We start from the raw sequence: 24,216 nt of genomic DNA on the forward strand, positions 1-24,216 counted from the left end.
ATCAAACGGATTTTAAATTATTAATCAAACAGGGATGGAAGATCAAGATAAAAGTATCGAAATTAGGTTTTTAGATCATGTTGCTATTAGAGTTTCAGATATAGAAAAATCTGCAGATTGGTATAAGTCTGTCTTAGGCCTCAAAAAATATAAACTACCAGAATGGGGTGAATTCCCGGTGTTTATGTTAGCTAATAAATCTGGAGTAGCGCTTTTTCCAGCTAATATGAATGATGCCGAGTTCGACATCAATTCAAAAAATGTCAAAATCGATCATTTTGCTTTTAATGTAGATCAGGAGAATTTTGAAAAAGCTGAAAAGCGGTACCAGGAACTCAATCTTGATTATTCAATTCAGGATCACTTCTATTTTAAATCTATTTATACCAAAGATCCTGATGAGCATACAGTAGAACTCACTACGATTCTTGTTGATGAAGATGAGTTTTATAAATAAATGAGGTAGCTTCATTATAGTTTACTCCATCAGCCAAGACCGTTATTCATAGTAAATAGTTATATTGACCACCTGTTTAAGATTAAAATTATCAATCCACCTAAATATTCTCTCAAATTGCGACGATATCAAAGCTTTGAATGTATCGAAGGTATATAACTTTAAATCAAATCATTATTAAAGAAAAAATACTATATCTAAGCCTTAGTTTCATATTTTTTACGATTCTTGGGACTATTACCCATGAGTTTGGCCATATAATGATGGCTGAAAGTTTAGGCTATGATTCTACTTTGCATTATGGCAGTATGAATTATGATAATTCAAAGTTGAACGAAGAAATAGATTCAATCTATTCGGAATACAAATTTCAAATTGAAAATGATTTATCCTTCCCCGAACAACGGCTGTTCAACAAAAAGTTAGACAGGTTATATGCCGATGATCTCAAAGTGCTTATGGGTGGTCCTGTTCAAACACTCTTAACTGGAATTTTAGGACTAATTATACTGGGTTACAGGAAAGCTTCCATCGAAGAAAATGGGATGACCCTATTAGATTGGATCGCTGTTTTTCTTTCCCTTTTTTGGTTAAGAGAGGTTTTTAACCTGGTACATTCATTTTTGGTCGGAATTTTTTATAAGCAGCCTGATTTTTTTGGTGGAGATGAAAGGTACATATCCGAATATTATGGTTTGTATCCGGGAACCCTGCCAATAATTCTGGGAATCCTAGGCTTGCTGATCACACTTTTTGTGATCTTCAGGATCCTGCCGAAAGCCCTGCAGATCCCATTTATTGTTTCCGGCCTGATTGGCGGCATTTCTGGTTATATAATTTGGTTTCACGTAGTTGGCCCCTTCTTGCTTCCCTAAGCTATCGGTCTAACAAGGGTTTTTACAACTAATTTAGGCTTGAGAATCATTGTCAAATACCGGTTTTATAAGTTTTCAGAATGCAAATAACATTTCATAATTATGCAATACCGTTAGGAAGAAAAAAATTAACTTTTGCCAGTGTTTTGGGATCATGATCCAATAATCAAATTATGGGATTATCTTGAACTTCTAAACAATAGTCTGGCAAAGCCTACGTTACTATTTTACCGAAAATCTATTTACAATTGAAATCTAACCTCATCAAAAAGGGACTATTGGTCCTTAAGTACCTTGCCGTTTATTACCTGTCTGTTAAAATGATCTGCTTCGCGATTCCAAAATTGCTGTTCATGCAATTTAGAATTCTTCACTATGAGTCATTTTTACCTCTAGCAGAAATATCAAAATATCAGCATATGTGGTCTTTCTTCGGAAGGTCGTACAACTATAACATTTTCATTGGTCTCATCGAACTTCTGATCGGGATTTTAATAGTTTTCAGAAGAACCAGGCTCATGGCATTGCTCCTTTCCCTTGGGGTATGCCTGAACATATTGATATTAAACCTTGAATTCGAAGTCTTTTTTGCCGTTCCACATATAATCCTGGATTTTTTATTGACGCTTCTGTTATTAGCTGAATACCGGAAAGATATTTATCAGTTCTTTATTGCGAATGGCGGTAAGTTCAGCAATAACCTTCAAAAAAGTAAAAATGGGTTTATTCGAATATTACCCTTCCTGTACGTCATCATCTTAACAACTGGATATGCCTTGTATGCCTATAATTTAAAAGCTACAGTAAATGATAATTTAACGGGCAGTTACAGCATCGAGAATCTAAAAATAAATGGTTCGGCTATCGAACTGACCACGGGAAAATTGGGATCTGAACCCATGCTTTTTTTCGAACATAACCGTCAGGCTGTTTTCTCCATTAACGATAGCATTTATTTTGGTGCCTATACTAGCAAGCATGAAAATATCAGTATGTATTTTAATCCGCCACTGCAGGAAATAAAAAGGATCAAAGGAAAAATTGAAAAAGATAATTCTATTATAAAGGGAATAGCGAACGACTCCATTTCAGTTAGGATAGAAATAGAAAGATTATCCATGGAGCAGGATTATTTGAATAATTTGTATAATTAATATTTGAAATAAATGGGCTGAAGATAGATTCAGCTAATCCTTGTACTTAGAAATAAAATATCTTTTATCTTAGTTAAATTCGATCATTATAATCCTGAATCACTTGTTGATCACGTATCCTAGGTCTTGGTTAAAACTATCTCCATGAAAAAAATACTCTTATTGCTAATTGTTACAATTTCTTTGGGTTGCAATTCCAACCAGGAAAGAAAAGCTTCAGAGAAACTGAAGGTGTTATTTATAGGCAATAGTTTAACCTATTACCATGATATGCCCATGATCTTACAGCAAATGCTGAATGAGACCCATCCCGGGATCAAGGTTGAACAAATAACATTTCCCGGTTATTCCCTGAGCTCCCACCTCAAAAATATAGTCCTGGAAAGATTTGAAGATCGTGTAAATACAAGAGAAAAATCTGCTGACGAGGTTACCGAAACAGAAAAGAAGATCAGGGAAAAAGACTGGGATATAATCGTTCTACAGACCGGGGGTGTGCGGGTCTTGATCCCAGAAGTCAGGAATTCTGAAGTAGACTGGGCCATCAAAGAAATTCAGGATCTGAGTTCATCCCAATTCTATTTATTCCAAACCTGGGTAACCGAAACCAAATATCCCAAAAAGTATTGTTATCCCGCCATACTTATCGATCCCGCCCGGAGTATGGAGGAAGAAGTCTGTTCCGCAGAAATGCTTAATGAAGCCCAACATTATGAAAATCTGCTCTCAGGCTATACAGAATTATCCAGGGCAAATAATATAGAACTTACCAGTCATGCAAAGATCTTTATGAAAATAAAAAAGGATCATCCCGAATTGGAATTAATTGAGGACGGGGTTCATCCTTCAGAAAAAGGTGCTTTTCTAAGCGCCTGTATTTTTTATAATCTGCTAAGCGGAAAAGAAGCAGAAGATCTAAAGTTTTCAGCCAATTTACCCGCAGGAATTGCTGAGATCCTGAAAAAAGCAGCTTCTTGAAATCCAGGAACATCTAGCTTCCGATAAGATTCAGAGTCTCAAAGGAGGCTTGATTCTCAGAATAATAACAAATGATTATCTTACTCCCCTGTATTTAACAGCTTAGACCGTTAAGGGGTGATAAGCTTATCAGGGCCAGCGGGGACTTATAAAAATCCCTGTTCATATAGACCAAAAATGTTTTAAAGAAATATATAAAGCCAACAGCTTTATTTAAAACCGCCTATCCCTTCCAGGCAGACCTTTTCTATACCGGGTGATATTCACCAGGTTTTAGAATTTCTGAATTTAATTAAGCCATATGAAAAGATTTTTCCTGTTAGCTGTATTTTTACTTTCTGTGTGTAGCTGCGAAGATGAAATTGTTCCAAATCTCAAACCAATCGAGCCGCAGGTTGAGGCATGTCTGGAATATGATATTCCCTGTCCCGAAATTATGCATGAAAAAAATGAAGGCTGTGTTGCCAATATTATTTTCCTGGCTGAAGGATTTACAGAGGCTGAAATTCCGGAATTCGAAAATTTATCCCAGATCGCTATGGAGGCGATCATGGAAATGGAACCATTTAAATCGGCTTCAGAGAACCTCAACTTTTATAGGGTCAATTCTATATCGGCAACCACGGGTATAAGCTCTAAAGCCTATACAAGTACCTGCAACGGCACTACAGGCACAGATAGTTTTTCTGATACTCCCTGGGCTGTATACAGCAACAAGTTAGGTCTTAAGCGTCTTCTGGGAATGGATAGGGAGAAACGAGATAGCCTTGAGGAGCTCTTTGGAAATTATGCCATCGGGGATTATGTCTATACGATCATTATTGCAAACACAACTGGTTATTTTGGGGGTTCTGAATTTCCCGGTGTTACCGAATATAATACTATTGAAGACCCTAAAGTTTCAAATATGATAGTATCCAAATATAAAAGCGGTGAAATATTTAAATACTTGATCCGCCATGAATTTGGGCATTCCTTTGGGAATTTAGATGACGAATATGTAGATTCCCTTGCCAATTGTACGCTGGAAGAAATGCAATCTTACTTTTTAGAAACCCCAAAATTAAACGTACTAACCTATAATCCCGGAGGCTGGTATGAAGGTGCCCGATACCTTCCTACCGGTACTGGAGGGAGTGGGAAAATTCTATAATGAGGACGGGTTATAAAGACACTCAATTCTCACCCGTTCAAAGAAGCGTTGTTGAAGATAGACTGAAAGAAGCTATAGCTTGTAAATGATCCAATTAAAAACCATCTAGGTCCGAACTTAAATGACTAGTAATAAATACCTCCTTTTTTACCTCCTTATTCTTATAATGGCAACAGCCTGTTTTAATACTGGCAAAGGGAATTCATCAGATTATGAAGATTATGACCCGGAGGATTTCTATGAGGTAACCGGGAGGCTTATCGAGAACAGGTTGAGCTATCATTTTCCCAAAACCAATATAATCTATTATGAATATTTCCTCGAGAAAGAGACCCCGTTAAAAGGAAGTGAGGAAAACATCAAACCTCACTTGAAGAAAGGTGAAAAATTTATAGTACTGGTACATAAGAAAGACTCCTGTATAAGCTTCTTCGGTTATACAGATCCACGGTTCAGGAAAAACTCCTTTCAAAAGGTGAAAGCAAGGAAATAATAAATTTCTTTCACTATAGCTCTACCGTGTCAAATGTACAATAACACTTACCGTAATAAGTCTTGCCTTCCGTTTTGAGTATCTCTGCTATGTATCAATTTAAAACCACCCCTATTCCTATTTTCTCCAGTAAATAAGGATTATGGTCTATCACCAGGATATCATTGGTTTTGCTAAGTTTTTCAAGGATGGTAAATAACAGGTCAATATCGGCGTAATGTAATCCCGTACTGGGTTCATCCAGGATATAAAGTTCTCCGGAAGCATTTTTCTCTAACCAGTTTAATAACAGCAGGCGTTGCTTTTCTCCCGAAGAAAGAGATTGTACAGGCTGGTCTAACCTAAGATGCTCCAATCCCACCTCTTTTAACTGACCAAGGAATTGGAAATCATTATTTAAGTCTTTGATTCCGACCAGCCATTCCTGGAATTCTGAGATATTTAAAGAAAGTACCTCAGCTATATTCCTGGAATTTACTCTATGTTTCAATATTTCGGCCTTATAGCGCTGTCCGTTACATAGCTCACATTCTTCCACCGCATTGGCGGCAACGTCCAGGCTGGTTTCTATATACCCCAATCCTTTACAGTTGGGGCACTGGCTCGATTTGGTCTTATAGGAGAAATCCCGAGCCTTCAGATCAGATCCCGCAGCGAAGATCCTGCTTATATGTTTAAGCAGGTCCAGGTAAGAAACCAATAGCGTTTTAGAATGTGAGCGTAATTTTTTGATTTCGAAATATTGTGCTCCGTCATATTTTTTAGGAAAGTCTATACTCCGGCAATTTACAGGAGTTCCCTTCTGAATACTGGGCAGAAGGATTTCCTTTACCAGGGTGGTTTTCCCTATTCCAGATCTTCCGCTAATTGCCGTAATACCGCCTATAGGCAGCTTAAGCATTTCTTTCTTTAAAGTATGTTTGGATAGTTCGCTGATAATTATTTGTTGCTTCCCTTGCCCGAATTCTATTTTTTTGGAAGTTGCCTTTAGGTATGGATGGCATCCTGGTAATTTCAAATATTCCTGCGGAGTTCCCTGGAAAGTTACATAACCTCCAAGTTTACCGGCCTGTGGTCCCATCTGCACCAGGTGATCGGCAGAAAGTATGATCTCTTTATTATGCTCGATCACCATCACCGTATTGTCTTTTGCTATAAGCTCTTTCAGGATGTTAATTAGGTCTGGAATATTATCATTAGACAATCCTGCCGAAGGTTCATCCAGCAGGTAAGTGATCCCCTTTAGCGGGGAGTTCAGTTGTTTGATCAGGGCCACCCGTTGATTCTCTCCACCCGAAAGTGTAGTCGATTTTCTATTGAGTTGCAGGTGATCAATATGCAATTGCCTCGCCCTTTTTATGGTATTTAGCAAATGAGGTTCTATCCGGGCAACTAATTCCTGATCTATCTTACTAAACTCCTTATAGGAAGAAAGCCAATTTCCCAGTTCATTGAGATCCATGCTTTTCAATTCAAGGATAGACCTTTCCCCTATTCTGTATTTCAGGCGTTTCGGCTTTAAACCACTTCCCTGGCAATGGCTGCATTCAGATGCTGAAAATAATGCCTTAAGTTTGGCGATGTTCTTATTTTTCCTGGTCTTATAATATTCTTCTTTAAGGTATGCGAAAAGTCCCTCCCATTTCATCTTGACCGGCTGTACTCCTTCCCTTGTTTTGGTTTTAAAGGCCCACTCTGTCTCCCAGACCTTATCCCCGGCCCCATGGAATAAGATTTCCTTTTGATTTTCGCCCAGTTCATTAAAAGAGGTGTCCAGGCTAAACCCGTTTTCCTTTCCCACCTCTTTTAGGATGGCCATATACTGGCTTCCTGGCTGGCCGTAATAGGCCAGGGATTTATTATGCTCAAATAATCCCTCAGTGATGCTTTTTTTAGGGTCTAGAACGATCTTAGAAACATCAGGTAATAATTCTTCTCCGTAACCATCGCAAACCGCACATTTCCCAAGTTCATGGTTATTGGAAAAATGGCTGGCAGAAAGATCTTTTCCTTCAAACTGGGCTTTCCGGGAGAATGCAAAACGAAAGATCTTATCTATACCGGTTTGTTTAGCGATATCAGAGCGTTCGCTAAAACTTCTTTCCTTGCGCGTTATACAGATAGTTGGGCTAAGCCCCGATATATTCTCTACCTCGAGCTGAAAATTCACTCCGGCCCTCGACTGCTGGTAAGAAGTAAATTGTTTGGTCATTTCCTGTAAACCGTAACCATGCAAGGTATCTATCAAAAGAGAGGATTTTCCCGAGCCCGAAATCCCGGTGAATACACTTAACTGGTGCTTAGGGAGCTCCAGGTCCAGGTCTTTCAGGTAATGCGTCCTGGCTCCTTTTACAGAGATCTTATTCCTTTCTTCTTCTGAATAGGTTTTGAATTCCTGTGACTGCAGCTTTAAGGAATTATCGAAAAAGCTATCGCATGAAGTTTTAAATAAGGGATGATTCTCAAAGCAAACGATACCAGCAGTCTGTTTTTTCAACTGGTGTAAAGCTTCTAGCAACTGCCTTACATTCTTTTGATGCAGACCAATACTGGGCTCTTCCAGAATTAAGAGCGTAGTTTTAGATTGTTTAGCGAATTGTTTGGTGAGCTTAATACGTTGAGCCTCACCTCCCGAAAGTGTGTTCGAGGGCTGGCCCATTTTTATATATCTCAGCCCTAGCTGGAGCATCAAAGAAATTATCCTGTTGATCTGCTTTTCATTGCTGAAAAAATCGGCAGCCTCTTCGATGCTTAGATTATAGATATCGGCTATATTCCTGCCATTCCAATGCACCCGCAGTACCTCGTCCTTGAAACGTTTGCCATTACAGGTAGGACAAACCTGGTTGATAGTACCCATCACGTTCATGGCCAGGGTGATGACCCCGGCACCTTCACAGTTCTCGCATCGTCCTTTTTTATTATTGAAAGAAAAGGCTGCTTTAGACAAATTGAGCTCTTTGGCTTCCGAAGTTTTTGCCAGTAAATCGCGTATCTTATCGGCTAAACCGGTATAGGTCGCAGGATTACTCCTTGGTGTTTTCCCTATAGGCTGATCTGAAACTGAAATCAGGTTGAGTTCTTCCCTGGCGCAATATTCCTTCAGCTGATCAACATTTTTTTTTGTTTTTCTGCTTACCACATTCAATTTGCCGGGTTGCGGTTCAAAGCTCTCCTGGGTTAGTTGAGTCGCTTCACTATCCACTGTAGTCTTCTCCTTATTTAATTCCTCCAGGGTGGGGCTTTCTAAACCTTTCGAATCCAGGAAATCCTGCAAAGACCCGTTAAAAATGACCTCTCCTCCATGTATCCCAGCTCCAGGCCCTAATTCTACTATCCAATCTGCAGTTCTTATAAAGTTCAGGTCATGTTCTACCACCATCACCGTATTTCCTCTTTTTATAAGCCGGTCAAAGATATGTCTCAAATGGGTTTGATAATCTTCAGCCAAACCAATGGAAGGTTCGTCAAAAACATACAGAATGCCCTGCAGATTACTATTTACCTGTTTGATCAGCCTTATACGTTGGGCATCTCCGGAAGAAATTTCGTTACTGGAAGTACCCAAACTGTATTCATCCATTCCCAGACGAATCAAGTCGTTCAATTGCGTATTGATCTTTTCTACCAGAGTCTTTTCACCACTCATTAATTCCTGAGATTGAAGCCTATCATATAAAATGTTCAGAGGTAGCTGCATCCATTCATGGAAGTTCGATCCTTTCCACTTATACTTAAGATGCTCGTCCTTTATTCTTGCTCCCTTACATTCAGGACAAACACTGGAACTCACAAATTTTAAAATGTTCTTGTTCCGGTCACGTTTTAAAATATCGGTCATGATGGGAAGGATTCCCTTATAATAACCTTCTTCGCGAGGCTTGGCCTTTAGTCCCTGCCATCTTAAGCGGGATTCTATACTATGCTTTCCGTAAAATACCTTGATACGATCACTTCCATTCAGAATGACATCTTTCTGCTCGGCGGTAAGCTCCTTCCACGGGATATCCACACTAAAGCCATGAGCTTTACATACTTTATTCAGTTCATCTACGGTCACCTGCGAATAGACAATATATCCATTTGGCAAAGTAGTGGTGATGGCTCCCTCCCTTAAAGTCTTGTTCTCATCTCCCAGAAGCTTATCAATGTCGATATATTCCGCTTCTCCGATTCCATGGCAACGCTCACAGGCTCCCCTGGGGTGATTAAAGGAAAAAAGGGATTTACTCATGCTTTCCTCCCCAGAATATCTGGCAAACAGGATTCTAAAATATGCGGCAAGTTCTGAAAGTGTCCCAAAAGTTGCATTTACAGACCTGAAGCGTTTGGACTGCCCAACCTTTATCACCGGCGGCAGGGCTTCTATATCATCTACCTCTGCCGTAGGAATAGACTGCGCATTCTGCTGGTTATAGGCCGGCAGGCTTTCCAGGAAATACCGATAGCCCTCATTTGCGATAACATCCATGGCCAGGGAAGACTTTCCCGAACCGGAAAGGCCGGTCACCACGATCAATCGATTTTTAGGAATACTTAGATCGATATTCTTGAGATTGTTCTGGTGGGCATTGATTATACGCATATCTGGCTTTGTTTCTACTGGGAAAAAGGTAAAGATAGAAAGAATAGAACGGCTTAAAATAAGGTTTGGTAGAAAGTCCTTGTGATCGGAGAAAACAACAAGATCCCGATACAAAGGTTCCAAAAAATAATTTTCAGAGTCCTGAAAAATTATTCATCAATCAAATTATTATAAACTGGCAAACAGTTTTTTAGTGTTTTTTACAACTATATTGATTAAATTCAGGCTATCAATAATAATATCCCCGCCCCTATCCTGAATCCACCTGCACAAAAACGCTAAAAATTCTGAAAACCAATGAAAATCGCAGTATTCAGCACCAAAATCTATGACCGGGAATATTTTGAAAAATATGGCAAGGATAAAACATTTGATTTTAGCTTTTTCGAAACCAGCCTCGGTACCGCCACGGTGAACCTCAGCAAGGGCTTCGATGCAGTTTGCGTATTCGTAAACGACAGGCTGGATAAAGATACCATAGAAGGATTAGCATCAATGGGAGTTAAGTTGATCGCTCTGCGGTGCGCAGGTTTTAATAATGTAGACCTGGAAACAGCAAAAAAGAATAATATTAAAGTGGTTAGAGTTCCTGCCTATTCGCCCCAGGCTGTGGCAGAACATGCCATGGCCCTCATATTGACGTTGAATAGGAAAACTCATAAAGCTTACAACAGGGTACGAGAAGGAAATTTTTCACTTAACAGGCTTATTGGATTTAATCTCTATGAAAAATCCATCGGGATAATTGGAACCGGGAAAATCGGGGCTGCATTTTGCAGGATAGCTCTTGGATTTGGGAGTAAGGTCATCGCCTATGATAAATATTCTTCAGAAGATCTAAAAAATTTAGGAGTAGAATACAGGTCACTTCAGGAAGTTTTGGAACTGTCTGATATACTTTCCTTACACTGCCCCCTCACCCCCGAGACCAAACATATCATCGATGCCGCGGCCCTGGCCACAATGAAAAAAGGAGTGATGATCATTAATACCAGCAGGGGTGCCCTTATCAATACCAGGGATATACTGGATGCACTAAAAGAGGAGAAAGTTGGCTATTTAGGCATTGATGTTTATGAACAGGAAGAGAACCTGTTTTATAAGGACCTGTCTGAAAGTATCATCCCCGACGATCTTATCCTTAGGCTAAACAGCTTTCCAAATGTTCTTATTACCGCCCACCAGGCCTATTTCACAAAAGAAGCCATGAAAGAAATTACCCAGACCACTCTTAATAACATTAGAAGTTTTGAAAAAGGTGAAGCTCTGGAAAACGAGATATCCTAAATTCATGACTGTCGCCACTCTAACGCAAAAGTTTTTTTATTCATCCTTATCCACAGAATCATGAAAAGAGAGTTAATTTCAAACGGAAATCCACTAGAAGATATCATCGGTTTTAGCCGGGCCGTAAAGGTAGGCCAGTATATAAGCATTGGGGGAACCGCTCCGGTAGACAGAAATGGTAAAACCTCGGGTATCGGTGATATAAGGCTTCAAACAAGAAAATGTATAGAGATCATTAAAGAAGCCCTGGAACAAGCAGGTTCTGGCTTGGAGCACGTGGTAAGAACGCGGATGCTTCTTACCAATATCGATGACTGGAAAGCTGCCGCCGAAGTAAGAGCCGAATATTTTCAGAAAATAAAGCCTGTGGATACCATCATGCAGGTTAGCAGTTTCGTGAATTCGGAATGGCTGATCGAGATCGAAGCAGACGCGATCATAGATGAAACTAACAGACCTAAGTAGAAGACTGTTGACTATTTTCCTGGAGGCAGATCCATGTTTCAATCGATAGTAGCAAGCAAAAGGAAAAGAAATTTTGACAATTAGGACCGTTATTTTTTGCAATCATTAAACCAGGTAAAACTGATTTTACCCTGATAATAACAGTATAGACACAAGCTATAATACATGTTTGAGTATTGACTTGGTTATTCTGAAAACAGAATTGATATTATAAAAAACCAAAAATATTCCTACAACTTACTTTAAACCAGTGGGTTGTATATAAAAGAAAAACTTATATTTATGTATTCTTAAATTATGTTTAACCAAAAAATTAAAGGTGATGATTAAAAAATCGATGAAATTATTGTTCGTTTTATTCGCTTCATCAATGCTGTTGACCTCCTGTTATTCTTACACCACCGTAGTAGGTAGCGGAGCTCAGGGAAATGATGAAACCAGTAAATGGAATCACTATGTTATTGCCGGGTTAGTACCTGTAGGTGTATCAGACGCTAAAAGTATGGCCGGAGGGGCAGCAAATTATACTGTTCATACCAGGCATTCCTTCCTTAATGGTCTAATCGCTGCGATAACCGGTGGTATTTACACTCCTACTAAGACGACGGTTACAAAATAACTGAACTAAAAATTAGAAAGAAACCAGCATTATGTTGGTTTCTTTCTTAATTTAATCTTCATGAAAAGAATTCTATTATATATCGGCCTGGCAATATCATTATTTTTAGTCATCCAGATTATCGCTATACTCTTCACTGGCATTCAGGACCTAACCCAATATGGCTATGGATTCCTTACTGGTAAGATCATTCTTCTTTTAGTGCTGGGTACCATCTTATACTTTAACCGGAAGCATCTTAGATCTGGATCTTAGATAATCGAACTGGATCTTTTTTCGGGATTTCCATACCTGGTTTTTTTCAACCGGACGACAATTCTTTGTTATTGTTCTCTTAGCTAAGCTCCGGTTTTAAAAAATTGCTATCATCCTCCTTCAATTCATTCTGATTTCAAAAGATAGGCTGAAATTCATTTTTTTCCTTGGTCCTGAATTTTTAATCATCTAATTTTAAGATGTTTACAACTCCTTTTTTTCCATTAGACTAAAAAAATATGAAGCAATACTTAAGTGTTCTCCTCTTGCTTTCAGTTCTTCTGATCTCTCTGAATATTTCTGCTCAGGAAAATTTTGGAAAAGACAGTCTTGAAATAAGTGTGAAACCTTACGGAAGTTTCCGCGGTCATTATGCCATCTATGATAGTGAGATTGAATTCCAGGAAAACGCTTCGAGGATAGGCTTCCAAATGGGTATCAAGAAAAAGGATTACGAGTTTTTTATTGGTGTGGAACTTGGGATGAGCCTCTTTAAAAGTAATTCCCAGTTCAATGCTGATGGAAATACTGCCAGCGGATTTATTATTACCCTGAATGAGCAGGCCTCCCAGGTCTTTAATTCCAGGCTGGGGTATCTGGGGTTCAGCTTTGGTAAATATGGCAGGATAAGTATTGGTAAACAGTGGAGTGTATACTACGATGTCTCTTCCTATACCGATAATTTCAATGTCTTTGGTGCCCAGGCTTCCTCTACTTTTGTTGCGGGAACCGATGGTGGTAGTATTGGTACAGGTCGAGCCGATCAATCCTTAATTTACAGGAATGAAATTGGCCCGCTGATCATTGGTCTCCAGTTACAGGCAAAAAATGCCAATAACGATAATTTTATAGATGGTTTCGGTGGAAGCCTTCAATGGCAGATAAATGAAGTGCTCAAAGCTGGTGCGGCTGTTAATTTCAGTTATATCGATGATTTCCTGATCGATGATGCAGGAATACTTGGCCTGGATGATGATCCCAACTATTTTAATGCCGGGATGATGTATGATAATCAGAAAGTATTATTGAGCGCTGTGTACAGCAAGCACACAAATGGAGACCTGACCAATGGCCTAGACCTGTTCTCGGTTATTGAAGGAATTCCTCCTACAGTTATTTTTGATGCTTACGGTTTCGAATTTTTCGGGCGTTATAAATGGGACAGTTTCGCTGTCCTGGCGGGTTACAATCATTATATCCCAGACCTGGATGAGCTGGAAAGGGTAAATAACGAGTTACCGGTGAATGAAGATTTCTCCACCCGCGATTATATCCTGGGTATGGAATATCGTCCTAATAGATTTTCACTGGTCTATGCGGAATATCGTTTAGGAAATGGAGAGAATTCAATTGGCATAGAAACCACAGATGTCCTCACGCTTGGCTTGAGGATAGATGCCGATCACCTCTTTCGAAAAGCGGTAAGCCTGAACTGATTTTCTTCCATTTTATCCTTAGCAAACCCCAAAACTTCAGTTCGAAAAAGTATTACTGAAGATCTCTATCAAAAATCTAATTCTCAAAATACAAAGAAGCTTCCGCAAGATTTGTTTATATAAATGTGATAAGCAATTTCCTTTTTATTAAAAATCTTTTCCTGCTGCTGAATATCCCTAACTTTGCTTGCGTTTGAACAATTTGTTAATATCGGTATTGCCGGGTAAAAGTTTAGCATGTCTGAAAAAATAAGGCTGGGCCTTAAAGAAAACTGGTTACAGTTCACGATTCTCGTGATCGTAAATGCCTTTGTGGGCGGGATGGTAGGATTAGAAAGGACCATATTTCCGAAATTTGCCGAGCTAGAATTTGGCATCGCTTCTAAAACAGCTGTTCTTTCCTTTATCGTTGCCTTCGGGGTAACCAAGGCGGTTTCCAATTATTTCGCGGGCAGGCTCGCCAACAACTTTGGCAGGAAGAACCTGCTTACAATTGGCTGGTTATTTGCCATTCCTATCCCCTTCATCCTTATGAACGCTAGCTCATGGAACTGGGTGGTTTTTGCCAACGTTCTACTGGGAATCAATCAGGGGTTGGCCTGGAGCAGTACAGTGGTTATGAAGATAGACCTGGTAGGTGAAAAGGATCGTGGCTTCGCCATGGGGATAAATGAATTTGCAGGTTATCTCTCTGTAGGGATAGTAGCATATTTCTCTGGCGTGATCGCCCAGAACTATGGAATAAGCCCCTACCCTTTTTACCTGGGAATAGGCATTTCAACCTTGGGTCTTCTGCTATCAATTTTATTTGTGAAAGACACCCGTGCCTTTGTAAATAAGGAACAGGGAGATTCTACCAGCGGGCAACTGAATAATGTATTTACAGAAACTACTTTAAAGGACAAAACTTTAAGTTCGGTGACCCAGGCAGGCCTGGTAAATAATCTTAACGACGGGATGATATGGGGCTTGCTGCCAATTCTCCTGGTTTCCCTGAATTATAACTCAAAGGAAATCGGCATCATTGCGGCAATCTATCCTGCAGTTTGGGGAATCGGCCAGTTGTTTACAGGAAAAATGGCCGATATATATTCGAAAAAAAAAATGCTCTTCTTTGGAATGTTATTACAGGGGGTAGCCATCTTACTTATTCCATACTTGACCGGCTATTTTGAACTTATCGTTATTGCAGCCATTCTCGGCCTGGGTACGGCCCTGGTATACCCTACCTTTCTTTCAGCGATCGCCGAGGCGACCAATCCTACCCAACGTGCTGAAAGCATTGGAGTTTTCAGGTTATGGCGGGACCTTGGTTACGCTATCGGGGCAATTCTATCTGGAATCATCGCCGATCTTTTTGGAATTGAATATGCGATCTTAAGCATTGGCCTAATCACCATCCTTTCTTCCATGGTAATTAGATTCCGTATGCCTTCAGAAATCCATCCATAGAACCTTACCTAAGTATTATAACCTCATGTAAATACTACAAAATGCCTTCTTATTTAAATTTTAACCTTGATTTAAACTATTCAGAAACATTTGATTTTCAGTTTTTTACATATATTTACAATTGTTGAAAATTGCAACGCCAGGACAGCAGATCTTTGAAGTATCTATTTAATTGAAGCCGATTCTTTCCTAATACAACCTTTGGATACTCAGGACTAAACCAGGATTCATTTTATCGTAAATATTAAAACGATTGGGACATTCATGCAACACCATGAAGGCCCTGATAAAAAATTTTAAACTATGCCAGATACCAGTAACTTTTCTCACTCCGCCGTAATCTTCCCGGTAAGCAACCTGGACGATTCCATAGATTTTTATACCAACAAACTAGGTTTTGAAAACACCTTTGAATGGGGTGAGCCCCGTTACTATGCGGTGGTAAAACGAGGTGGTGTGGGAATTCATCTAACTAAAAGGTCAGATGGTGGCCGGGCTTCAAAATATCACCGGGCATTGTATGTTTTTGTGAACGATGTAGATAAGGTTTATAAGGAATTTAAGGCGCAGAATGTTCATATTGTGAACGATATAGAATCCAGGGATTATAAAATGAAGGATTTTGACATTGAAGATCCGGACGGCTTCATCATTACCTTTGGTAAGAATTCTGATTAAAGATCAGCTGGCATATTTCTTCATTTCATCGGTCACGTAGATCAGCACCTGGTTCCAGGCCTTGAGCAGGTATGGCCTGCTATGGTCCCCGAGCTCCTCTTCGATCGTTTCCATCATAGAACTAAGTACAACGGGATAGTGCTCCCTGGTCACTCCATAACGGGCATGACTCTTTCCCAGGAAAGCAAGGCCGCTTTCCAGGTGTTCAGGCCGGCTCATGGAATATACGATTCCGCCAAGCATATGGGTTAGCAACCTGCCCTGGTCTTTCATATTTTTTTTGAATAGGGCCCTCACCTCCGGAGCTTTTTCAAAAACTCGTTGGTAGAATTTATCGGCGAACCTTTCTTTATTAGAAAATATATAGTCTAGAGAATGCTGTAACTCAAGCTGTATATCCATTTCCTGAAATCCCTTAAGCTCATATAGCTGGCTTTCATGCTCATGCCCGGCAAAACGAGTTTTGTATTCGTTGCCTATCTTAAAAGTTCCTTCCGGTACGCTTTTATAAACCGATTGAGAAATCAAAATTCTTGAATTTACCTCTTTATTAAAGTTTTGAATACGGCTGGCCGTATTGATGGGATCGCCCACCACTGCAAGTTGTTTATGCTTGGGATGGCCCAGGTGACCAATAAATGCACGCCCAAAATTGATCCCTATCCCTGTCTTTATCTCCAGGTCAAAATCTACCAGCTCCATATGGTTTAACTGTTCAATAGCGTAGTACATCCCCAATGCTGCCCTGGCGGCATCGCGACAATTCTTTTCTCGGGTTCCGCCGGAAATTCCGAAGAGGCCTACGATCTCATCGCCAATATACTGGTAGATAACTCCATTATTCAACAAAATGGGATCACCAATGATCGTATAGAAACGGTTAAGAACATGAGCCATATCGAAGGTATTGTTCTCCACGGCCATTTTGGTAAAATTCCTGATGTCACAAAACAAAATAGCAATGGCCCTCTCTTCGGCTACACCATCTGGTACTGTTTCCAATTGCAATTTATTGATCTCTGAACTGGTCCAGACCAGCCTTTCAATGGTGACATCTCCCTTGGCGAAACACTGGCAGGCCAGTCTGACTGACGGGTCCCAGCGCCTGAATTCGGCCATTTGCTGTTCTTTCTGGGTTCGGTGGGAAAGATTGGAAGCTCCCTCAAGCACCCTGATCCTGCAGGTGGAACATCGGCCGTTACCTCCACATTCATGCAGATGAGGGATCTGGTTGGCTATGGAGCAATCCAGTAATGTAGAATCCGGGTCATCATATTCCACTTTCTGGCCAATTCCAGAATAGGTGATTACGGGATGTCTAATTGCCGGCATAGTCACACAATTGATAACCAGTAATTTACGACATTTTCAAAAAAATTTAGTTTTGAAGAACCAGATTTTTAGATGAAAAGTTCACATATTTTTTAATTAGAGATATTTTTATTTTAAATCTGAAATCTTATAACTTTTGCTCTTCTAACTAAGGGCCTTAATCGATTCTTCAACTAAGTAACTGATACTTAATAAAAATAAGCAATGACCAGGGACTCGCAACCAAATAAGGAAATAAAGATCAGGCAGGCTCAGACAGATGAATTTAGAGAAGTGGGGGAATTACTGGTTAAGGTATATTCAAATTTGGAAGGTTTTCCATCCAAGGAAGAGCAACCAGATTATTATGAATTGCTGCTCAATATAGGCGAGGTCACTAAAAAACCGCATACCCAGCTACTGGTAGCCCTTAACCCGGAAAATTCAATCATGGGAGCCGTTGTCTACTTCAGTGATATGGCATATTATGGTTCCGGAGGGATCGCCACGGAACAAAAGAATGCTTCAGGTTTTCGCTTGCTTGCCGTAGATCCTATTTACAGGGGTAATGGCGTTGGCAAGGCTCTTAGCCTGGCCTGCATCAAAAAAGCCAGAACAGATGGCAACAAGGAGCTTATCATTCATTCTACAGAATTCATGAAGCTCGCCTGGAAAATGTATGAAAAACTTGGTTTTAAAAGGTCCCAACCGCTGGATTTCATGCAACAGCAGCTACAAGTGTATGGGTTCAGGTTAAAATTATAAGACGGAGTAAATAGAGGCAATTATTTTCATCCTCATTTTCAGGGTAGATTTTTAAAATTCCTAATTTCCAGAATTTTAACTGAAAAAAAATCAATTTTAAATCTAAAAATTAAAAACCTCGTAATTCTCTCAATTTCTTCATCTTAACTGACGATTATCAGGATATTTCTCTTAATAAATTCATAACTTATACGTTCTTATAAAGATTCTATTTCTTAAATAGAGGGAGCCTACCTGCCGGTTAATCTGGCTGGATTCATCAGGAAAATGTCTTCTAGGCAAATTCAATAATATTTATCCTTAACCATAAACAAACATCATGAAAACTAAAGTTTCTAGTGCCTATGGATGGGAAGGTCCTGAGATAATGAATAAGTATTCTACGATCTGGTATTCGAGGTTGAACTTCATTCTTAAAGAACTCGATTTCCTGAAAGATCTTTTAAACAAGAATATTTTCCCCATTGTAGAGTCGCATCTTAGCATGCAGGCAGAAAAATACCTGGAAAAACTTTCTGAACTTAAAACAGAAGTTTCGGCCCTTCTCGATAAAATCGAAATTCACAAGAATGGGGTGAAAGCTTTGTTCATAAAGCAGGCGCCTTACGAGAACGAGTGGAATTATAAGCATGAGCATAGAAAGCTCTTGATCAAAATGCACGAATTTGACAGTAAGTACCAGGCTATTAAAAAGGAGATCTTCCGTACGGTGAAAGATGCCATCAGGCATCAAAAGCAAAAAAGGATCGCCTGATCTAATCCAAAAAAAAACCGGCCTTAAGTAAAACTTAAGGCCGGTTCTTATTTTATATTAATTTTATTTCCTAACGGCTTTTAATAATGTACCCATATAGATCCACTTTAGATCTCTTGTGTTGATCCCGTCATTCATTTTCTGCTGCAAATCTGGGGTCATTCCACCATCAAACTCCATGGAATTGAGATATTGGGCCCAGTTATCGAACATATTAACGGTGATATGGGTTGCGTAAACTTCACTTCCCTGTGGCATAAGCACCCTGATCAACTGCCAGTCTCCTTTTTCACCAGATTCTACGATACTTTGGTGGTATGGCTTAAAGGTTTCAGATTCGGCATATTCATAGTCCTCGTACCTCCCTTCTTTGGCTTTCATAAGGTCAAAGGAGGCTATCATACCTGGTTTCATCTCATAATCTTCATTGGCCTGGTCTACCACTTTCAGGTAAAGCCTCACCGCAAGATCACGAGACCCACCGGCAAGATTGACCCGGTTCGTCAGCTCCTCATCGCTCAGGTCTGGATAGGCCATCCTGGCGCTTTCCATGATCCCCGCACCGGCATTCATCATCTTGACCGGGTCGTTGAAAATGGTCACCGTTAAATATTGGTAGCCCTGGTCTTCTCCCCCTGGAAGCAACTGCCAAAGGTCCCAACCCACTATATCTCCGCTGGCAACGCGCTGCTCATGGATCTTTTCCCAAAAATCTTCGGTCTCAGTATAGAAAGCTTCCTGACTATTGTCCACTTTCATAAATTCAAAAATTAAGTAGGTTTCCTGAGAAAAACCTACGCTGCATAGCAATGACATTAAAATCAAACAAAGTACACGTCTCATAATTTCCTGGTTTTTTACACTTATACATAAAGATATTAAATTCAGGACAAATATTTGATTTTCAGTTTTTTAAAAACCTATTAAATTCTGGAATCGTTGGCTCAGTACTTCATTTAAAGCAGTATTTTGGGAATAATTGCTTAAATTTATTAAGTCTTCCCCAATGCACCATGTCCCTTTGATCAGCTTAATCTCGTGGTGAATTCAATAAAATCAAGTAAAAAATCAATACGTTTAAAAGGGATACAAGTATAAATGTGTATCTCACCTTCAACGGCAATTGCCGAGAGGCCTTCGATTTCTACAGGTCGGTATTCGGAGGTGAGTTCTCCCAGGCCAGTACCTTCGAAGAAATGCCGCCGCAGGAAGGGATGCCGCCGATCAAGGAGGAAGAAAAAGAAAGGATCATGCATATTTCCCTTCCTATAAGTAAAGAAACGGTGCTTATGGGAAGCGATACCGGTGGTGAATGGACAAAAGACTTCAAGCAGGGAAACAATTTCTCCATTTCGGTTCAAACAGGAACAATGGCCGAAGCGGAAAGGATTTTCAGGCAATTATCCATGGACGGAAGGGTTAGCATGCCTATGGAAAAGACCTTCTGGGGTTCTTACTTTGGAATGCTCACCGACCAATTCGGGATCAACTGGATGGTAAGCTTTGACGAAAATACTGAAACTTAAATCATAGCTAATGAATTCAACAGAAGATCATAACCTGGGAATTTTCAGGATCCTCTATATCATCAAAGGAGTGATCACCCTGGCATTTTCAATATTGCCAATAATATATATTTTCCTGGGGGTTTTCATTTCCCAAAAGGAAGATTTTAATGGAAATGGATCTCATGTTGCCGGCATATTTATAATCTTAATAGGAATCATGGTATTCCTTTTTCTCCTGGCGCTGGGCATACTTACCCTCTTGACCGCTAAATACCTGGGAGAAAAAAAGAACTACGATTTCGTGTTTGTGATGGCGATCCTGAATTGCCTAACCGGCATTCTGGGAATCATCCTTGGTATTTTCACGATTATCGAACTAAACAAACCAGAAGTCAAAAGGCTCTTTGGCAAACCTGCCTAAGTGAAAACTTAATCTTATTATAGATGCAACCAGATATCGTAAAATCTTCAGGAAACAGAACTAAGTTTTCCATTTCTAAGCTAAGGAGATCCTTGAAAAAAAGCGGGGCTACAGATAAAATGGTCGCATCTGTCATCAACGAAATAAGGGATGAGCTTTACCAGGGGATTTCTACCAGGGAGATCTATAACCGGGCCTTTGCCTTGCTCAAGAACTTTAAGGGTGCTTATGCCTCTCGTTATAAACTGAAGAAGGCGCTATATGAGCTCGGGCCTTCAGGCTTTATATTTGAAAAATTCATTTCCCGGCTACTAAAAGAATTAGGATATAGAACCCAGCTAAATGAGGTCATGCAGGGCAAATGTGTGACCCACGAAGTCGATCTAATCGCCTATAAAGATTCTGAAAGGCATTTAATTGAATGTAAATTCCACAACGAGGAAGGCCGCAATTGTGACGTCAAGATCCCGCTATATATAGATTCCAGGTTCCGGGATATTTATGCCTTCGAAAAAAAGAAAGTGTCTGGACAAGGCTGGGTGGTCACCAATACCAAGTTTACCGGAGATGCTATAACTTACGGGAAATGCGCCGGACTCAAGTTGCTTAGTTGGGATTACCCAGAAAACAACTGCCTTAAAAAACTGATAGATGAAGCGGGTATCTACCCTATTACCGTTTCTACCCTGCTTTCAGAATCAGAAAAGCAGTTCTTACTGGAACGTGAAATAATTACGGGAAAGGAATTGGTTAAAAGTTCCTTTTACCTGGACCACCAGGGAATTTCAGAAAACAGGAAACAAAGGATCCTGGCCGAGTTCGAGATCCTGTGCACTAATAAGATGGATCATGAGAAATAAAGTAAAAATAAAATTCCTCGGAGCTGCCGGGACGGCAACAGGTTCTAAGTTCTATATCGAATACCAATCTGTAAAACTACTTGTAGACTGCGGAATGTTCCAGGGCTTAAAGGAACTAAGGCTGCTTAATTGGGAGGATCTTCCCATTCCGGTAGCCGAACTTGATTACGTGCTCCTTACTCACGGGCATCTTGATCACACGGGTTATCTTCCTAAATTACGACAACAGGGATTTGCAGGAGAGATCCTGGGAACCTCGCCAAGCCTGGCTATTGCCGAGATCATCCTGAAAGATACCGCCAAGATCCAGGAAGAGGAAGCGGAAAGGGCGAATGAAGAAAAATACAGTAAGCATCACCCCGCAGAACCCAATTACAGCCTGGAAGAGGTCGAAGAAACTCTTGGGCTTTTCAGGCATATAGAACCTGGGGAGTGGATAGAGCTGGCTGAAAATGTGCGCTGCCGGCACCATAAGGCCGGGCATATCCTTGGTGCCTGCTTCATAGAACTGGAGATAGAAGAAAAGATATTGCTGTTCTCTGGTGACCTTGGCAGGTCTGAAGATCTTTTACTGGATAAACCCGAAGAACCCAGGTGGGCCGATTATCTATTCCTGGAAAGCACCTACGGGGATAGGTTACATCCTGAAGAGGATGTAGAAACTATCCTGACCGGTCTAATAAAGAAGAGCATAGAACAAAATGGTATTTTGTTGATCGCCTCTTTTGCGGTGGAAAGGTTACAGTTACTGATCTATCTGTTGTGGAATCTTTTCAAGAAGAATAAAGTTCCTCACCTCCCGGTCTTCATTGACAGCCCTATGGGCATCGATGCCACTAACCTGTTTTCAAGATATCCTGGCTACCATAAGGTCCCTGCCTATGAATTCGAGGCTATAAAGAATCAGTTTGAACTGGTTTCCTCCTATCGCAGAACCTGGGAGATCATAGACAAGAATATCCCGAGGATCGTGATCGCAGGTAGCGGAATGCTTACCGGTGGCCGTATCCTCACTTATTTGAAACAATTTATAGATGAACCCTCCACCAATCTGTTGCTTACCGGTTACCAGGCCGAAGGTACCCGTGGTCGACAATTAGAAGAGGGAGCTTACGAGATCAAAATAGAAGGAAAGTATTTTCCCGTAAAAGCGAATATAGCGAAGCTAGAAAGCCTGTCGGCTCATGCAGACCAGGCAGAACTGCTGGACTGGTGCCGTCATATCAAGAACGTGCCTGAGCAGGTTTTTCTAATTCACGGTGAAAAACATGTGACCGATGCTTTCCGGGTAAAGCTCGAATCTGAATTTCAATGGAATATAAATATCCCCGCCATTAACGATGAAATTCATTTAGACCTCTAAGTTTATTATCTTTAAACATCAACCATAAAAATCTAGCATCATGCGATCTTCAATTTTTCTAATAATAGGATTACTGGTAATATCTGTTAGTGGTCAGGCTCAGAAGGTTTCACCCGATGTACAGATACAGACCGCCTTATTGGCCGCTCCAGAAGAACAAAGGGCCGGGGCCATGGTTTATGGCTACGATGAGAAAGGGAAAATCACCGTGCTAAGAGAGGGCAGCAATAATTTGATCTGTATTGCCGACGATCCTGAATTTGAAGGTATCCAGGTGGCCTGTTATGCAAAAAAACTGGAACCCTTTATGGCCCGCGGAAGAGAACTTAAAGCCCAGGGAAAGTCTGAAATGGAAAAAAGGGAAATAAGAAAACAGGAAGTGGAATCTGGTAAATTAGAAATGCCTGATACTCCTTCTACCCTCTATGTTTTTTCGGGTTCTGAAGAAAACTATAACCGCCAAACCGGGGAACTAAAAGAAGGGAAATTCAGGTATGTGGTCTATATTCCCTATGCCACGGCAGAGTCTACCGGCTTACCTTTAAAACCGGACCATCCGGGAATGCCCTGGCTTATGGATCCTGGTACCCACAGGGCACATATCATGATTAGCCCGGTGAACAATTAGATCTAAAGCACGTAATTAGACCAGTCCTGGATATCGTTCCTTTCTTCAGGTTTTAAAGATTGGGTTAGAATCTTTTCATCATATTCAAGGCCATGTTTCTTTAGAACATCCTGAGGTACGCCATCCCAGGCATTAGGGCGGTTCCCCATGTAGCCTAGATAATCTATACCCTGCTTGCTCGTAAAATAACCGGTAGCAGCGAGATTTCTCATCCTGCTGAAGAAAACGGCTCCTTGTGAAAATTCCGGTTTAACCTCCTCTGGATAGGCTATATCTTCTATGATCGCTAACCTTTGCTCATCACTAAGATCAACGAATTTCTTATCATTTCTTTTATAAGATTCGTTCTCCAGCCATCTTAGCCCTCCACGCATAGGGATCTTGTGGCTTGGAATATCCTTGGTTATAAACTCAATAAATTCTGGGTAACCCTCGGTCTTCGATACAGGAGGGTAATCCCCCTCTCCGGGAATAATTATATCACTCAAAACTAGAATGGCGGCCATTTCCTCTTCGGTATAAAAGTCTTTAGACATGAGCTCTTCATCATGCTCCTTTTCTTCGGGAGTACGGCCATAATCAAATTCTTTTTCCCGAATTTCGGTTAATTCTGCAACTTCAGAGGCCTCATCCAGTTTGCAGGATAGTAATAGGCTCGAGCCCAGGCCACCTACAAATAAGCTTTTAAGAGAATCTCTTCTATTCATTTTCAGTAAAAT

At 40.4% G+C, this 24,216-nt stretch carries 24 protein-coding genes; 20 read left to right on the top strand and 4 right to left on the bottom strand.

From position 1 onward, the window contains the following. The first annotated feature begins 34 nt into the window (after nt 1-34). The 6 genes from FLP08_RS12905 (at nt 35) to FLP08_RS12930 (ending at nt 5,110) form a co-directional block, all read left to right on the top strand. The gene (locus FLP08_RS12905) at nt 35-457 is read left to right on the top strand and encodes a VOC family protein (protein ID WP_156277234.1); all 423 of its coding nucleotides are present in this window, start codon (nt 35-37) and stop codon (nt 455-457) included. Between the two features lie 260 nt (nt 458-717). Next, the gene (locus FLP08_RS12910) at nt 718-1,332 is read left to right on the top strand and encodes a hypothetical protein (RefSeq protein WP_156277236.1); all 615 of its coding nucleotides are present in this window, start codon (nt 718-720) and stop codon (nt 1,330-1,332) included. Nucleotides 1,333-1,685: 353 nt separating this feature from the next. After that, nucleotides 1,686-2,486 (top strand): hypothetical protein, encoded by an 801-nt coding sequence (locus tag FLP08_RS12915; protein WP_238388496.1) that lies wholly within the window; start codon nt 1,686-1,688, stop codon nt 2,484-2,486. A gap of 144 nt (nt 2,487-2,630) precedes the next feature. Continuing rightward, entirely contained in the window at nt 2,631-3,464 is an 834-nt protein-coding gene (locus FLP08_RS12920) for an SGNH/GDSL hydrolase family protein (RefSeq protein WP_156277240.1), read from the top strand. A 301-nt stretch (nt 3,465-3,765) separates the two neighbouring features. Next, nucleotides 3,766-4,617, top strand: a complete 852-nt coding sequence (locus tag FLP08_RS12925; RefSeq protein ID WP_156277242.1) for a M64 family metallopeptidase — start codon at nt 3,766-3,768, stop codon at nt 4,615-4,617. A gap of 166 nt (nt 4,618-4,783) precedes the next feature. Then, nucleotides 4,784-5,110: a hypothetical protein gene (locus FLP08_RS12930; RefSeq protein WP_156277244.1), complete on the top strand. Its 327-nt coding sequence runs from the start codon at nt 4,784-4,786 to the stop codon at nt 5,108-5,110. Nucleotides 5,111-5,204: 94 nt separating this feature from the next. On the opposite strand, the gene FLP08_RS12935 is transcribed toward FLP08_RS12930, so the two are convergent. After that, on the bottom strand, nt 5,205-9,695 hold the full coding sequence (locus FLP08_RS12935; protein WP_156277246.1) for an ATP-binding cassette domain-containing protein: 4,491 nt from the start codon (nt 9,693-9,695) through the stop codon (nt 5,205-5,207). 297 nt (nt 9,696-9,992) lie between these two features. On the opposite strand from FLP08_RS12935, the gene FLP08_RS12940 reads away from it, so the two are divergent. The 7 genes from FLP08_RS12940 (at nt 9,993) to FLP08_RS12970 (ending at nt 15,887) form a co-directional block, all read left to right on the top strand. Continuing rightward, a complete protein-coding gene (locus FLP08_RS12940; RefSeq protein ID WP_156277248.1) occupies nt 9,993-10,982 on the top strand; it encodes a 2-hydroxyacid dehydrogenase in 990 nt (329 codons plus the stop codon). A 60-nt stretch (nt 10,983-11,042) separates the two neighbouring features. Then, nucleotides 11,043-11,447 carry a RidA family protein gene (locus tag FLP08_RS12945; protein WP_156277250.1) on the top strand — a complete coding sequence of 135 codons (405 nt, stop codon included), beginning with the start codon at nt 11,043-11,045 and terminating at the stop codon, nt 11,445-11,447. Between the two features lie 322 nt (nt 11,448-11,769). Further along, the gene (locus FLP08_RS12950; RefSeq protein WP_156277251.1) at nt 11,770-12,066 is read left to right on the top strand and encodes a Bor family protein; all 297 of its coding nucleotides are present in this window, start codon (nt 11,770-11,772) and stop codon (nt 12,064-12,066) included. Between the two features lie 60 nt (nt 12,067-12,126). Next, nucleotides 12,127-12,321: a hypothetical protein gene (locus FLP08_RS12955; RefSeq protein WP_156277253.1), complete on the top strand. Its 195-nt coding sequence runs from the start codon at nt 12,127-12,129 to the stop codon at nt 12,319-12,321. Nucleotides 12,322-12,560: 239 nt separating this feature from the next. Continuing rightward, entirely contained in the window at nt 12,561-13,757 is a 1,197-nt protein-coding gene (locus FLP08_RS12960) for a porin (RefSeq protein WP_156277255.1), read from the top strand. Nucleotides 13,758-13,994: 237 nt separating this feature from the next. Then, nucleotides 13,995-15,209: an MFS transporter gene (locus FLP08_RS12965; protein WP_156277257.1), complete on the top strand. Its 1,215-nt coding sequence runs from the start codon at nt 13,995-13,997 to the stop codon at nt 15,207-15,209. A gap of 303 nt (nt 15,210-15,512) precedes the next feature. Further along, a complete protein-coding gene (locus FLP08_RS12970; protein ID WP_156277259.1) occupies nt 15,513-15,887 on the top strand; it encodes a VOC family protein in 375 nt (124 codons plus the stop codon). A gap of 3 nt (nt 15,888-15,890) precedes the next feature. Here FLP08_RS12970 and FLP08_RS12975 read toward each other — a convergent pair whose 3' ends face one another. Next, entirely contained in the window at nt 15,891-17,219 is a 1,329-nt protein-coding gene (locus tag FLP08_RS12975) for an adenylate/guanylate cyclase domain-containing protein (RefSeq protein ID WP_156277261.1), read from the bottom strand. Between the two features lie 204 nt (nt 17,220-17,423). On the opposite strand from FLP08_RS12975, the gene FLP08_RS12980 reads away from it, so the two are divergent. Together FLP08_RS12980 and FLP08_RS12985 are read left to right on the top strand one after the other, a co-directional pair. Further along, nucleotides 17,424-17,963 carry a GNAT family N-acetyltransferase gene (locus FLP08_RS12980; RefSeq protein ID WP_156277263.1) on the top strand — a complete coding sequence of 180 codons (540 nt, stop codon included), beginning with the start codon at nt 17,424-17,426 and terminating at the stop codon, nt 17,961-17,963. Between the two features lie 319 nt (nt 17,964-18,282). Beyond that, nucleotides 18,283-18,717: a hypothetical protein gene (locus FLP08_RS12985; RefSeq protein WP_156277265.1), complete on the top strand. Its 435-nt coding sequence runs from the start codon at nt 18,283-18,285 to the stop codon at nt 18,715-18,717. A 63-nt stretch (nt 18,718-18,780) separates the two neighbouring features. Here the strand turns inward: FLP08_RS12985 and FLP08_RS12990 are convergent, their stop codons facing one another. After that, a complete protein-coding gene (locus FLP08_RS12990) occupies nt 18,781-19,476 on the bottom strand; it encodes a hypothetical protein (protein ID WP_238388497.1) in 696 nt (231 codons plus the stop codon). 341 nt (nt 19,477-19,817) lie between these two features. On the opposite strand from FLP08_RS12990, the gene FLP08_RS12995 reads away from it, so the two are divergent. Genes FLP08_RS12995 through FLP08_RS13015 form a run of 5 tightly spaced genes read left to right on the top strand, consistent with a single transcriptional unit; the run spans nt 19,818 to nt 23,497 of the window. Then, nucleotides 19,818-20,243: a VOC family protein gene (locus tag FLP08_RS12995; RefSeq protein WP_341485017.1), complete on the top strand. Its 426-nt coding sequence runs from the start codon at nt 19,818-19,820 to the stop codon at nt 20,241-20,243. Between the two features lie 10 nt (nt 20,244-20,253). After that, nucleotides 20,254-20,646: a hypothetical protein gene (locus tag FLP08_RS13000; protein WP_156277267.1), complete on the top strand. Its 393-nt coding sequence runs from the start codon at nt 20,254-20,256 to the stop codon at nt 20,644-20,646. 23 nt (nt 20,647-20,669) lie between these two features. Then, a complete protein-coding gene (locus tag FLP08_RS13005; RefSeq protein WP_156277269.1) occupies nt 20,670-21,506 on the top strand; it encodes a restriction endonuclease in 837 nt (278 codons plus the stop codon). After that, nucleotides 21,496-22,869: an MBL fold metallo-hydrolase RNA specificity domain-containing protein gene (locus tag FLP08_RS13010; RefSeq protein ID WP_156277271.1), complete on the top strand. Its 1,374-nt coding sequence runs from the start codon at nt 21,496-21,498 to the stop codon at nt 22,867-22,869. The genes FLP08_RS13005 and FLP08_RS13010 overlap by 11 nt, the downstream gene beginning before the upstream one ends. Nucleotides 22,870-22,909: 40 nt before the next feature. Further along, nucleotides 22,910-23,497, top strand: coding sequence for a hypothetical protein (locus tag FLP08_RS13015; protein ID WP_156277273.1), 588 nt, complete (start codon nt 22,910-22,912; stop codon nt 23,495-23,497). A 2-nt stretch (nt 23,498-23,499) separates the two neighbouring features. Here FLP08_RS13015 and FLP08_RS13020 read toward each other — a convergent pair whose 3' ends face one another. Then, on the bottom strand, nt 23,500-24,204 hold the full coding sequence (locus FLP08_RS13020) for a gluconate 2-dehydrogenase subunit 3 family protein (RefSeq protein WP_156277275.1): 705 nt from the start codon (nt 24,202-24,204) through the stop codon (nt 23,500-23,502). Nucleotides 24,205-24,216 lie beyond the last annotated feature (12 nt).

This window comes from Christiangramia aestuarii, from assembly GCF_009735585.1.
In the GTDB taxonomy this organism is placed as follows: Bacteria; Bacteroidota; Bacteroidia; order Flavobacteriales; family Flavobacteriaceae; genus Christiangramia; species Christiangramia aestuarii.